Annotated in this window: 13 protein-coding genes; 11 read left to right on the top strand and 2 right to left on the bottom strand. The window is 52.2% G+C overall.

Annotated features, from left to right (window positions below):
- Positions 1 to 7 precede the first annotated feature (7 nt).
- The 10 genes from ACR2TX_RS18575 (at position 8) to hxlB (ending at position 8,070) form a co-directional block, all read left to right on the top strand.
- A complete protein-coding gene (locus ACR2TX_RS18575; RefSeq protein WP_086133940.1) occupies positions 8 to 289 on the top strand; it encodes an acylphosphatase in 282 nt (93 codons plus the stop codon).
- Between the two features lie 225 nt (positions 290 to 514).
- Positions 515 to 2,425 carry a DCC1-like thiol-disulfide oxidoreductase family protein gene (locus tag ACR2TX_RS18570; RefSeq protein ID WP_434132511.1) on the top strand — a complete coding sequence of 637 codons (1,911 nt, stop codon included), beginning with the start codon at positions 515 to 517 and terminating at the stop codon, positions 2,423 to 2,425.
- Between the two features lie 172 nt (positions 2,426 to 2,597).
- Positions 2,598 to 3,215 carry a MotA/TolQ/ExbB proton channel family protein gene (locus tag ACR2TX_RS18565; protein ID WP_077731046.1) on the top strand — a complete coding sequence of 206 codons (618 nt, stop codon included), beginning with the start codon at positions 2,598 to 2,600 and terminating at the stop codon, positions 3,213 to 3,215.
- 6 nt (positions 3,216 to 3,221) lie between these two features.
- Positions 3,222 to 3,644: an ExbD/TolR family protein gene (locus ACR2TX_RS18560; RefSeq protein WP_086133942.1), complete on the top strand. Its 423-nt coding sequence runs from the start codon at positions 3,222 to 3,224 to the stop codon at positions 3,642 to 3,644.
- A 13-nt stretch (positions 3,645 to 3,657) separates the two neighbouring features.
- Positions 3,658 to 4,668 (top strand): tetraacyldisaccharide 4'-kinase, encoded by a 1,011-nt coding sequence (lpxK, locus tag ACR2TX_RS18555; protein ID WP_077731048.1) that lies wholly within the window; start codon positions 3,658 to 3,660, stop codon positions 4,666 to 4,668.
- Complete coding sequence (locus tag ACR2TX_RS18550; protein ID WP_077731049.1) at positions 4,649 to 4,837, top strand: Trm112 family protein; 189 nt, start codon at positions 4,649 to 4,651, stop codon at positions 4,835 to 4,837. The genes lpxK and ACR2TX_RS18550 overlap by 20 nt, the downstream gene beginning before the upstream one ends.
- A gap of 10 nt (positions 4,838 to 4,847) precedes the next feature.
- Positions 4,848 to 5,609, top strand: coding sequence for a 3-deoxy-manno-octulosonate cytidylyltransferase (gene kdsB / locus ACR2TX_RS18545; RefSeq protein ID WP_156880921.1), 762 nt, complete (start codon positions 4,848 to 4,850; stop codon positions 5,607 to 5,609).
- Positions 5,610 to 5,964: 355 nt separating this feature from the next.
- A complete protein-coding gene (locus ACR2TX_RS18540) occupies positions 5,965 to 6,540 on the top strand; it encodes a hypothetical protein (protein WP_434130478.1) in 576 nt (191 codons plus the stop codon).
- Between the two features lie 343 nt (positions 6,541 to 6,883).
- Positions 6,884 to 7,525 carry a 3-hexulose-6-phosphate synthase gene (gene hxlA, locus ACR2TX_RS18535; RefSeq protein ID WP_434130477.1) on the top strand — a complete coding sequence of 214 codons (642 nt, stop codon included), beginning with the start codon at positions 6,884 to 6,886 and terminating at the stop codon, positions 7,523 to 7,525.
- 11 nt (positions 7,526 to 7,536) lie between these two features.
- A complete protein-coding gene (hxlB, locus tag ACR2TX_RS18530) occupies positions 7,537 to 8,070 on the top strand; it encodes a 6-phospho-3-hexuloisomerase (protein ID WP_077731053.1) in 534 nt (177 codons plus the stop codon).
- Between the two features lie 629 nt (positions 8,071 to 8,699).
- On the opposite strand, the gene ACR2TX_RS18525 is transcribed toward hxlB, so the two are convergent.
- Positions 8,700 to 9,224 carry a hypothetical protein gene (locus ACR2TX_RS18525; protein ID WP_133716093.1) on the bottom strand — a complete coding sequence of 175 codons (525 nt, stop codon included), beginning with the start codon at positions 9,222 to 9,224 and terminating at the stop codon, positions 8,700 to 8,702.
- Between the two features lie 395 nt (positions 9,225 to 9,619).
- The gene (locus tag ACR2TX_RS18520; RefSeq protein WP_156880884.1) at positions 9,620 to 10,606 is read right to left on the bottom strand and encodes a transaldolase; all 987 of its coding nucleotides are present in this window, start codon (positions 10,604 to 10,606) and stop codon (positions 9,620 to 9,622) included.
- A gap of 455 nt (positions 10,607 to 11,061) precedes the next feature.
- Here ACR2TX_RS18520 and tkt point away from each other — a divergent pair, with 455 nt between their 5' ends.
- Positions 11,062 to 13,098: a transketolase gene (tkt, locus tag ACR2TX_RS18515; RefSeq protein ID WP_434132509.1), complete on the top strand. Its 2,037-nt coding sequence runs from the start codon at positions 11,062 to 11,064 to the stop codon at positions 13,096 to 13,098.
- Positions 13,099 to 13,121 lie beyond the last annotated feature (23 nt).

The raw sequence follows: 13,121 nt of genomic DNA, 5'->3' as shown, positions 1-13,121 counted from the left end.
TGTAACGATGACGAGGCGGGTTCATGTTTTTGTAGGGGGGGTGGTTCAGGGGGTGTTCTTCCGCGCGGCTACCTGTGAGCGCGCCTCGGTCTTGGGATTAAGAGGCTGGGTACGAAATCTTCCGGACGGCCGGGTCGAAATCTTGGCGGAGGGCGCCTCGGAACGTATCGCGGAATTCTTGGATTGGTGCGCGAGCGGCCCTCCGCGCGCTAAAGTCGATTCACTGGAAGTGATCGAAGAAATTCCGGTTGAGGAATTCACTACATTCGAGGTACGCAGGCACTTTTAGCACGCCAAAGGCGGCCTGGACGTTCCTCCTGACTTTGCGGACGAGTTCCCCCAGAGACCTGAGGCACGCGTGGCTTTGGCTTTCCGAGCATTAAAACTTCGCTCATTCCGTCAGCAAAGAGTTACAATTCGCGTCATCGTGCCACACGCAAGTAACGCGACGCCGAATCGTTTTTCATTTCGAATTCCGCTCATAGCGCTCCCCTCACGCCTAATTATTCAAGCAATGTACCGAAAACTGAAATCATTGGTCGAGCAGGGGCTTGCCAAGCAAGTTCCTGCCACCGGCCTTGGTGCTTTCCGAATTGGCTTTTCATTGGTAATACTCCAGGAAATTGTTTTCCTATTTTATTTCCGGCATTTAATTTTTGATCCGGTACCATTTTTTGATAGAGCATCTCCCATACTGCATTTTTTTCTCCTTGCGTGGATTTGCGTCGCGGCATGTCTTGTCGTGGGGTATCACACTCGAAGGGCCGCAGTAGCTAATTATGTATTCTGGGTGACATTCGTCGTTTTCACCCCCATGTGGCAGGACTTCGACGGCGGATTCGATCAGTTGATGACGGGCTCCAGCTTTCTTCTGATGTTCCTGCCTACCGAACGAGCATTATCCCTGGATAATCTGCGTCGTAAATTAAGACACTCGACATTGAATAACCGGTATGAGCCGCAAGACAAAGTAACGGTTCTTGCCTACTATATTCCACTTGCCATTTCCTTAGGATTACTCTATCTGGATTCGGGTATCCATAAACTTTCAGCGGATTTCTGGCGTAACGGGATGGGACCTTGGCTGCCGCCGACCATGCCTTATTACATGTCGGCAATCGATATGACGCCGTTGTTGAACATAAAGTCTCTGGAAATGTTTATCGGTTACACGATAATCGTCTTCCAATTCGCCTTCTTGTTCCTGTTTTGGTTCCGCCTCTTTCGGGTTCCTCTGTTGCTCACCGGGACGTTGTTTCACACGGGAATTGTGCTCTCGCTCAATATTTACCCCTTCGGTTTTGCGATGCTGGTCCATTATTTTTTACTGGTCCCGTTTAGGTGGTGGCGCAATCTGAAGAAGGCGTTCCAATTCGAGCAACCGGGGCTGACCGTTTTCTATGATCAACAATGCCCGTTGTGCAACCGCACCGTAATCGTCATTCAGCACTTCGATATTCTCAAGGCGGTTGACTTCAAGGGCTTGCAGACTAATGCGAAGGAATATCGGGAACTAGATTCGATTCCTGAAAATAAGCTATTACAAGATCTTTACGCTTTGGACGGTGAGCGGCGCTTGTATTCGGGATTGGATACTTATATCCGCATATTGGTCGGCATGGGATATACCGCCCCAGTCGGTTGGCTGATGAGATTGCCGGGCATTTACCATTTGGGAAACCGGTGTTATCGCCGAATAGCGGACCGACGAGAACGCATCGTGTGCGATGAGGCGTGTGCGGTTCAATCGCTGCCACCAGCAATTGAGGAGCATCCTTTCGCGCAATGGTATCAACGTTATGCGGCGACGACTGGACAACAAACGCAACGCATCGCGAAATTCCTGATTGTGGTCCTGATGCTGCAACTGAACAGCACGATTCATTACGGCATCTTGTACCGCTGCGGAGAGGCTTGCGATATCGGCACTGCCGGCCGATTGCTGGATCACCTCAGCAATTCGGTCATCAATTTTTCCCATGCTTTTTTGGGAATAACGCCCCATGCTCTTTACATGCACGATCATTTCGCCGGCTACAATCACATCCTGGCCCTGACTTACAAGGACCAAAGCGGCCGGGAGCAATGGTTGCCTTTCGTGAACGAGGAGGGGCGGTTGGTTGCGCCAAATTGGGGCCGAGTGCAGTCGATGTGGGCGAACGTCGCAGTGACTTCTCACATGCACCAGGAGCGATTGAGCAAGTTCCTGAAAAAGGTTACGGCATTTTGGGGTACTGAGCTGGGATTGGATTTGTCGAACGCCGAATTTCTCGTCAAATTAAAGGAAGTGCGCGTTCCCATGGACTGGGAAGATGATCTGCGCCACAAGAATATCGCTCAGCCATGGCGCGATGTCGGAAAAGTTATTTGGCAACGCGGAAATTTTCGCGTCGAACTTCCGAACATCGATATAGAAACCTTGTAATGCTTTTATACCTGAGTTTTTTAGGTGTTGGCGGGTGAACGTCGGATGACTCGAAGACTCAGAAGGTGCCCGATTCGGCGTCCTGCTTACCTTGTCCGTGATGTTAACGGACTGCCGGTTTCAAGCCGATCGACTAAAATGGTTGGCTGACTAATGTTGGGGATAATCGACGATGTTCGAAATAATTAAGGCGGGCGGATGGGTCATGGTGCCCATCATTGCCTGTTCGATTTTGGCTTTAGCCATCATACTGGAGCGCTTCTGGACCTTGCGTGCAACCCGTATTATCCCGCCGCAGCTCGTTCCGGAAGTATGGAATCAATATCGGAAAAATCGGCTGGATACCGCCTACATTCGCAGATTGAAGGCGAACTCCCCGCTCGGCGCGGTCCTTGCCGCAGGGCTCGTGAACTATTCGCAAGGGCGCGAGGTGGTGAGGGAAAGTATCGAGCAGGCAGGACGCCAGGTGATCCACGATCTCGAACGATACTTGAACACCTTGGGCACTATCGCATCCGTGTCGCCTTACCTGGGGTTATTGGGCAGCGTCCTGGGTATGATCAAGGTCTTTTCCACGTTTTCCATGGCGAGCGGTATCGGGAATCCCACCAAACTCGCCGGCGGCATATCGGAAATCCTCATTGCCACGGCTGCCGGCCTGGCGGTTGCCATTCCGAGCCTTATTTTCTATCGATATTTTCAGGGGCGAGTGATCGACTTCGCCGTGCGCATGGAGGAGGAGGCCGTGCGATTGATCGAGACTCTTTACAGCAGTCAAGAAGAGGAATAAACGGCAATGAATTTCCGCCCGCGGCGTCGGGACTACCCCGAGCTCAACCTGATCCCGATGATCGACGTGCTCATCGTGCTGCTGATCTTCCTGGTACTGACCACGACATTCAGCCGCGAAGCAGAACTGCAAATCCGCCTGCCCGAAGCTACGGGTCAATCAACAGGTGAAGAAAAGGGCGTAGATGTCGTCATCGATACCGAAGGGCGTTATTTCGTCAATGAGCATCAGGTGGTAAACACGCAAATCGAAACCTTGAAAAAGGCGATTGTCGAAGCCGCGGGCGACAATAAGAATCCGTTGCTGGTCATCAATGCCGATCAAAAAACCACCCATCAAGCCGTAATTACCGTTTTAGACGCGGCCAGCCAGCTCGGTTTCACTCATGTGACTTTCGCCGCGAAGAGCGAGGCGATCGAAAATCCCTAGTCGTTCGAGTCGCGTGAAAAAGCAATTGGCTGGCTGGTTTCAGCGGGAATGGTATGAAAAGCCGCGTCCAAATCCTTTCTTAATTCCGCTCGAAGCCTTATTTCGACAGGTCGTTACGTTTCGCCGCTGGTCATATCGAAACGGACTTAAACGCATAAGCCGCTTGCCGGTTCCGATAATTGTGGTCGGCAATTTGACGGTCGGCGGCACCGGCAAAACGCCTTTGGTCATTTGGCTAGCTCGGTTTCTTAAGGAGAATGGATTTAGACCTGGCGTCATCAGCCGCGGCTATGGAGCATCCCACGGACGTCGGCCGGTTCGAGTCGCTGAAGATTCCGATGTGCATGCTGTAGGTGACGAGCCTCTGCTCATTGCCCGGCGAACCGGTTGCCCGGTGTTCGTTTTCCCGAAACGCACCGAGGCCGCAAAAGCGCTGTTAGAAAGAACCGACTGTGACATTATTCTGTCGGACGATGGGTTACAGCATTATGCCCTGTATCGCGACGTAGAAATCGCTGTAGTGGACGGTGCGAGGCAATTCGGCAATGGTCACTGCCTACCCGCAGGGCCTCTGCGGGAGCCAGTCGAGCGATTGAGTTCGGTAGACTTGAGGATTTATTCGGCAGAGGCTCCGCCCGGTGAATATTTCATGTCTCTGGACGGCGGAGTGGCCGTTAATCTGCAAGAGGAACAAGTAAAAGAGCCCCTAAGATCCTTCGGTGGGCGCGCTTTTTACGCAATTGCCGGAATTGGCAATCCGCAGCGGTTTTTCAGCCATCTCCGGAGCTTCGGGTTGAAGTTCGACAGCCGCGAGTTTCCCGATCATCATCAGTATCGGGTCGAAGACTTAGGTTTTGCCGAAGGCCTCCCAATCGTGATGACCGAAAAAGACGCTATCAAATGCCGAACTTTCGGCGCTTCGAATTTATGGTATGTGCCTGTCGAAGCGACGCTACCGACCGAGTTCGGAGTAAATTTGTTAACCATATTGAAGGCTAAATGCAATGGACAGAAAACTGCTTGAGATCCTGGTCTGCCCTGTTTGCAAAGGCGAACTTCTTTTTAGGAAGGAGCAGCAGGAGTTGATTTGCAAAGCGGACAGACTCGCTTATCCGATACGCGATGACATTCCGGTGATGCTGGAAAACGAGGCACGAAAGATCAGCCTTGAAGAATACGACGCTCTTTCGTAACCGCAGCACCATGCCGTCCTTCAATATCGTCATTCCGGCACGCTACGGGTCAAGTCGGCTGCCCGGCAAGCCTCTGCTTCCTTTAGCCGGACGTCCGATGATCGTCCATGTCTGTGAACGCGCCTTAGAAGCGGGTGATAATGTCATCGTTGCCACCGACGACGAACGAATCCGTGAAGCCGTAAGCCATCTGCCGATACGTGCGCTGATGACCCGAAAGGATCATACTAGCGGTAGCGAGCGAATAGCCGAGGTGGCCGATCAATTGGGTTGGTCGGATGACGAAATCGTCGTCAATCTTCAGGGCGATGAGCCCTTAATGCGGCCGAACTTGGTGAGGATGCTTGCCATGATTCTGGCCGACCAGAGTATCGCTCAGGTCGCTACGCTCGCCACACCCATCAAAAGTCACATAGAAGTCTTCGACCCGAATGTCGTTAAGGCCGTGGTCGATAACACCGGCTACGCACTTTATTTCAGTCGGGCTCCCATCCCTTGGCATCGGGCTGGTTTTTCCTGCGACAGCAGTCTTTTGCCAGAAAACTTTCCGTATCTCCGGCATATCGGTATCTACGCGTACTCGGCCGGTTTTCTGCGGCGCTATGTAAGCTGGCCACCGTCCGAGTTGGAAGCCGTCGAAGCCCTGGAGCAACTGCGCATTTTGTGGCAGGGAAAACGTATTCTGGTCAGGGTAATCGAGGAAGCGCCTGAAGCAGGGGTTGATACCAAGGATGACCTACAGCGGGTCGACCAGCTATTGTCCATGCGTTAGTTCGAGGGGGTGTTTTTCTTTCGCATGGCCGCATCACCGGGCTTGCTCGGAGGGCGCCTGTGTTTACCGGAACTCGCCCCATCATCTGAGATCAGGATTTTCTCCCGATGCAAGTCAGTGATGCACATGTATACTCACTCTTCGGCGGGCAGCTAGCGCTACGGAGGGCTTCGCCGGAATGGTTTACTGAGCTCAGTTGATCATCAAAACGCGCATCTTTTGTGCTCACAGGTCATTGAAAGAGCCTCATATATTCCATTTGATGATGCGCCCCCTTATACTAAGTCAGGAGTGGCCATCCAGCGCATGCTGGCGGGGGTCTTCATCCATTTCTTAAGATGTTTAGGAGAATGATGTGAAAAAACGTAATTTGACGAAAGCGATACTTACGGCGCTGCTGCTAGCCAGCCCGTTGGCGATGGCGGAATCAGAATACCCAGCAGCAGACTTTGAGCCGGTAGTCATTACCCAAGACGCTGATTTAATCGCCAAGCACGCTGAGGCTGCAAAGGAACGAGCAAAAACCGTACAAACCATACAGGCGAAGCAGGATTCGAGCAACTCGACGGCGGTATCAGCCGATCAACCCAGCTCTGGTGCTGCTGCCGAAAAAGCCGAGAATCCCTTGGCGGAAAATTATCCGATCGGCTTGATCGTTCTGGGCTTGGCTGGTTTCATCTTCTGGAGCAGCAGACAATCCGGATCTAATGTCCAGCCTGTTCAGCACGCACCTGCGCCAGTTTCGAGCGGTGCAGCGGGCGAAACCGGCGTGGCAAAGTACATGAAAACCCTTTCGGAACCTGCCAAAGCTGCTGCGAGCGAAACCGGCGTGGCTAAATACCTGAAAAATCTACCTTCAGCTGCCAAACCAGCGGCAGCCGTAACGGGGGTGGCGAAGTACCTGAAAAATCTCGAAGAGACCGCAAGATAAAACGGCTGTTATCGCAGAAAGTGATAGGTTCCTCCAAAACTTGGCTTTGGCAGGCACTAGACGCAGAAGCTGGTTAAGTCATCTCTTATGTGCTGGCTCGAATAATCCCGCATTTTTCGATTCATCGCCGCTATCCACCGATTGTCCCGACGCATAGTCGTGAAACTGCACATGTGTTCACGGTGTCGCGCGCTGGCGATGATAGATACGAGAGAGCGACAGAGGATCGTTGACACCTATCCCGGTTCTACTTTAGAGTTAACAAATAATGCGTTTAAAGAATGCATTTATAAAGATTAAGTTAATAAGTATCTAATCAACTATAACAATTGGAGTACCTATCATGGCAAGACCATTAATACAATTGGCATTAGATTCTTTGGACGTCAACCAGACTTTGAAACTTGCTGGCCTTGCGGCGCCTTATGTGGATATTTTCGAAATCGGAACGCCCTGCATTAAGCATAATGGAGTCAGCCTGGTCAGAGAATTGAGGAAGAAATACCCGAACAAATTGATTTTGGTCGATCTCAAAACGATGGACGCCGGCGAGTACGAGGCGACGCCTTTCTATGCGGCAGGCGCCGATATCTGTACGGTTCTCGGTGTGTCCGGTCTTCCCACCATCGCCGGCGTAATCAAGGCCGCCAACGCGCACAATGCAGAAGTACAAGTCGATCTCATCAATGTACCGGACAAAGTAGCATGTGCTAGAGAGTCCGCCAGGCTTGGCGCTCATATCATTGGCGTTCACACGGGTCTTGATGCGCAGGCGGCTGGGCAAACTCCGTTTGCCGACTTGCAAGCCATTGCCAGACTGAACCTGCCCGTCAGAATCTCTGTTGCCGGTGGAATCAAGCAGTCGACCGTCCAGCAGGTTGCGCGTGCCGGTGCAAACATTGTTGTTGTTGGCGCTGCAATTTACGGTGCTCCTTCGCCTGCTGATGCCGCACGTGAAATTTGCGAGCTCGCTGGCGCCGCATAAAGGGGCATCTTATGCATCAGAAAACGATCATAGAAAAGATTTCTGGCGTCTTAGGAGCCACAGATCCCACCTATGATGAAAAATTGACTCGCATGCTCGACGAGGCGTCGCGAGTGTTTGTGGCTGGTGCCGGTCGATCGGGACTGGTCGCCAGATTCTTTGCGATGCGACTGATGCACGGCGGTTATGATGCATACGTAGTTGGTGAAATTGTTACCCCGAGCATTCGAAAGGGTGATTTATTCATCGTGATCTCGGGCTCCGGAGAAACGGAGACGATGATTGCATTCACCAAACGTGCTAAGGAGCAGGGCGCAAAAATCGTTTTGCTGTCCACAAAGAACAGCTCAACAATTGGCGATATGGCGGATTTCGTGTGCCAGATTGGCACTGCGGAGCAGTATGGCAAAGTTGTAGGCATGCCAATGGGTACCACGTTCGAGTTATCGACGTTGATCTTTTTGGAAGCTACGATCGCCCACATCATTCATGAGAAGGGAATTCCGGAAGAAGAGATGAGGACAAGACACGCTAATCTGGAGTAGTGTCTTAAGGCTAAGGCCAATATGTATGTATTATGTATTGGCCTAGTCGAATGTCAGGGAATCAAATCGTTACGCGCTGTGTGTTAACACAACTGCTCGCGACCGAACAGTTGATACGCAGATAGCGAGTTTGGTCTTGTGGCCGGATTAACTTACGAAGAAAGTCCGGCCACGATGCCTGAGGGGTGCGGTACTATCGTAGTGCCCTTCAATAGACCATGAGCGAGTATTTGACGGGCCTTGTAGCTCGTTAAGATATTGCACCCTGGCAAAGCTCGTATCGAACAATGGTCTTGTGCCGAGACTGTTCGCTTTTCAGCGCCTGCACGTGCGTCAACCATGCACGCTTATATCGCTTTTCACGATGCCAGCGAAACCGATCGGATGGGCGTAGTGATAGCGCCTCACAAAAAATACTCCTCGCCGCCGATTTTCCAGACCGCCAGGTCTGTAGACTACAGATGAAGGACTCATCATCCGAGTCCGTCTCAATTTAAAGGCTCCGTTTCAGTTCCTGGCTCTGACGCATGCGCAACTTCGCGCGTAGCTGCGGCACAGATTCCGGAATAGCTAGCTCGAGCAAAGCATTGCAAATGCTTGAGGCCGGCATGCGCTTTTATCTGAAGCGCTTATTGTTTGGTTTGTCGCAGTTTTTGAGAGCATATGTTCTCGGCTTGGCCCGCCTTGATGAGAAGGGATACGGGGTACTTATTTTCGCGAAGGAATTTTTTCACTTCATCGATCGTAAGGCGCTTTGATTCTTCCTGTGCTATGCATTCACACAGGTTTATGATCGGGGAATCATCGCTTGTAATGACTCTATTCGGATTTGCTTTTTCTTTTTTCACGCACATATCAGCATACTTATGCTCAAAGGCGTGATGGTCCTCTTCACTAATAACATGAGCTAACGCACTGGCTGAAAATAAGCACGTTGCAATGATTAGAGTGACGCCCATTGTGCCCGATAATTTTCGGGGTAACACACGGGTCTTAGATTCATGGATAAATGAAGGGGGCATTTTGCTTCTCCAACTTAACGAATAGAAAACACGTCCGCCCAATTGATTAATTTTTCCTCGCTGAACCATGTCAATATATAAACGACCAGTTTTAGGCATCTTTCTTGGTTGACTCAATGCAAGATGGCGCATATTGGTCTGACAAGGCAGGAAGACCGGAGATAGGGCAGATCGCTCGGATGATTATGGGCTGGCGATCCTTGAAAAAACTATTGTCGAGGACTATTGCGCCGATAAGGACGTTTGGAACCAATGGAAAAGAAAGCGATTAATTGGTCCGCACCGTTGAGCTGAAAGGATCGCATTCCTCGAGGTCGCTTCTTGCTAGGGTGGACAACGTCGGCAATCAACGATGTCTGGCCGACGTTTTAATCGGTGTTCCACCCAAACTCTTACACGAAAATCGCGGCATCGAATAAGCGACTACTTCTTCCAGATTGTCGACGTGTTCCACATCGCCATAGAAGTTGGCCGCCCTCCGGATCTCGGATCCGGAAATATTCTCAGCCGCGTAGTTAGAGTCTCCTCTATCCCTCAAGGTAGGATAGTCGGGTCGCAAGGAGTTTTTCCAACGTTTCCAAGGCCTTGGTGAAACCGTCGATACCCTCTGACAGCTTTTCCGAAGCCATGCGATTCTCGGCATGCATCCGGTCGTAAGTCGCTTTGTCCATAGCGATTTTGTCGATCGAGGCACTAGCGGCCTTTTGCGGATCCAACTTCCGCGGCAGCTCGTCCTCGGTAGACTGTAGCTCGGACAACAGAGAGGGCGCAATGGTCAGGAGGTCACAGCCGGCCAACTCGGTAATTTCGCCGATATTCCGGAAGCTCGCGCCCATGACTTCCGTCTTGTAGCCAAACTTCTTGTAATAGTTGTAGATTTGGGTGACCGAAAGAACACCTGGATCTTCGGCGGGCGGATAAGAGTCGCGTCCGGTATCTTTCTTATACCAGTCCAGAATTCGCCCAACAAAGGGAGAAATCAACGTGACGCCCGCCTCGGCGCAGGCAATCGCCTGATGCAAGCCGAACAATAGCGTCAGGTTGCAATGAATGCCTTCCTTTTCCAGTACTCCGGCGGCTTGTATGCCTTCCCAGGTGGCAGCGATTTTGATGAGCACGCGTTCTTTTGAAATGCCCGCAGCTTCGTACTGCGCGATGATCTCGCGAGCCTTGGCTATAGTGCTCTCGGTATCATAAGAAAGTCTTGCGTCCACTTCCGTGGAAACGCGGCCTTCGATGATTTCCAGAATTTTTAGGCCAAAGGAAACGGCCAACCGATCGAAAGCGAGGGAAGCTACCTGCGATGCCTGTGCATCCTTGCCCAGAGTCTGTCTCGCCCCTTTCAGTGTGTCGTCGACGATGCCCTGATACTGAGGCATTTGGGCGGCGGCGGTAATGAGCGAGGGGTTGGTAGTCGCATCTCGGGGCTTAAAGGTTTCTATAGCCTGAATGTCGCCGGTGTCGGCCACAACCACCGTCATTTCTCGGAGTTGGTCAAGTAAATTCTTTGGCATAATCGAATCCTGCATTTCAAAGTAATATGTGTCTGGAGAGCTACGGGAACATCCCGGCTCCCGATTACTATTGCATTTGGCACTACAAGCATTTCTGACGGAACTGCTTGATCAGAAATACTCTAAGGCCTGCTACAGCAATAACCGGCTAAGGATACATGGAACCAAACCGTCTTAACAAGAACGGCAGGCTTACGTGTGCAGGTCGTTGCCAAATCGGTTGGGAGAAGACTTTCGATACACTGGCAAGTCTTGAGCGGCGCCCTGACGCATTTACGTTCTTTGGTCCAGGACGATTCTTGGATAATGCTCGGAGCAATGTTTTTGGCTCCAACAGCTGTCAATGATTGACCTCAAAGGGGGAAGAATCCATCAGCCGACGGCACGCTCGTGCGAATCTGGTGACAAAGCCGATCAGGCTGATAAAATTCCATCCCTACTTTCGTAAGCTAACCATAAAAAGTATCAAGGAGAAAAATATGCCTTCGCGTCGAGAATTAGCAAACGCCATACGCGCTTTGAGCATGGATGCTGTACAAAAAGCGAATTCCGGGCATCCGGGAGCGCCAATGGGAATGGCAGATATCGCCGAGGTGCTGTGGAACGATTATATGCGGCACAATCCGGCAAACCCGAAATGGCCGGATCGCGACCGCTTCGTTCTTTCCAACGGTCACGGTTCCATGCTCTTGTACTCGTTGCTGCATTTGACCGGTTACGACCTCCCGATCGAAGAGCTGAAAAATTTCCGTCAGCTCCACTCCAAAACACCGGGCCATCCGGAATACGGTTATGCACCGGGCGTTGAAACGACCACCGGTCCTTTGGGGCAGGGCATCACCAACGCGGTCGGCATGGCGTTGGCCGAACGTACGCTGGCAGGCCAATTCAACCGTCCCGGCCACAAAATCGTCGATCATTACACTTATGCATTCTTGGGCGATGGCTGCTTGATGGAAGGCATTTCCCACGAAGCTTGCTCGCTTGCCGGATCCATGAAGCTCGGCAAGCTGATCGCATTTTACGACGACAACAATATTTCGATCGATGGTGAAGTACGCGGCCACGGCAACACGCCAGGCTGGTTCATGGATGATACCCCGAAGCGTTTTGAAGCCTACGGCTGGCACGTCATCCCGAAAGTCGACGGTCATGACGCAGAGGCTGTGAAGAAGGCCATCGAGGAAGCACGCGCCGTTACCGACAAGCCCTCTTTGATCTGTTGCCAGACGATCATCGGTTGGGGCTCTCCCAATAAGCAGGGCAAGGAAGAATGCCACGGCGCCGCATTGGGTGCCGATGAAGTAGCTTTGGTCCGTGAGACCATCGGCTGGCCGCATCCGGCGTTCGAAATCCCGTCCGAAATTTATGAAGCGTGGGATGCGAATGAAATCGGCGCGAAGGCCGAGTCCGACTGGAACGACCGCTTCGAAAACTATCGCAGCGAGTATCCGGAATTGGCTGCTGAATTCGAGCGCCGCATGGCAGGCGAGTTGCCCCGCGACTGGGCAGAGAAGTCGGAAGCCTTCATCGCGAAAGTTAATGAGAAAGCCGAAACCATCGCGAGCCGAAAAGCGTCGCAGAACGCTCTTAACGGTTTCGGACCGCTGCTGCCCGAAATCATGGGCGGCTCTGCCGACCTGGCAGGCTCCAACCTGACCATCTGGTCCGGCTGCAAGAACGTGAATGCAGAAGGTTACGACGGCAATTACGTCTACTATGGCGTGCGCGAGTTCGGCATGTCGGCGATTATGAACGGCATCGCCTTACACGGCGGTTTTAAACCTTACGGCGGGACCTTCCTGATGTTTTCCGAATACGCACGCAACGCGCTGCGTATGTCGGCCCTCATGAAGGCATCGGTGATTTATGTCTACACCCACGACTCCATCGGTCTGGGCGAAGATGGTCCGACACATCAACCGATCGAACAAACTGCCACGCTGCGCATGATTCCAAACATGCAGGTCTGGCGTCCGTGCGACTCGGTGGAAACGGCGGTGGCTTGGAAAACCGCAATTGAGCGCAAGGATGGTCCTTCATGCCTGATCTTCTCGCGGCAGAACCTGCCTCACGTGTCTCGCACTCCGGCGCAGATCGACGCCATCCGGCGCGGCGGTTACGTCGTTCGCGACTCTGATGGGACGCCGGATGCGATCATCATCGCCACGGGCTCGGAAGTCGAGCTGGCGTTGAAGGCGGCGGAGGAGCTTTCAGGCAAGGGTAAGAAAATTCGCGTGGTTTCCATGGTTTCGACCAATGTGTTCGACGGTCAAGATGCCGCATACCGCGAGTCGGTATTACCGTCTGCCGTTACCAAGCGCGTCGTCGTCGAGGCGGGTGTTAGTGATGGCTGGTTCAAGTACGTAGGACTCAATGGCAAAATCGTGGGCTTGGACCGCTTCGGCGAATCCGCACCGGCCGGCCTACTATTCAAGGAGTTCGGCTTTACCGTCGAAAATGTTGTCAAACAGGTGGAGTCGATTCTCTAGGATTGATTTTCTAGAGATTTGAG

Source organism: Methylocaldum sp. GT1BB, assembly GCF_051027545.1.
In the GTDB taxonomy this organism is placed as follows: domain Bacteria; phylum Pseudomonadota; class Gammaproteobacteria; order Methylococcales; family Methylococcaceae; genus Methylocaldum.
The sequence above is the reverse complement of the archived record's forward strand: the minus strand, read 5'-3'. Positions and strand labels throughout refer to the sequence as shown.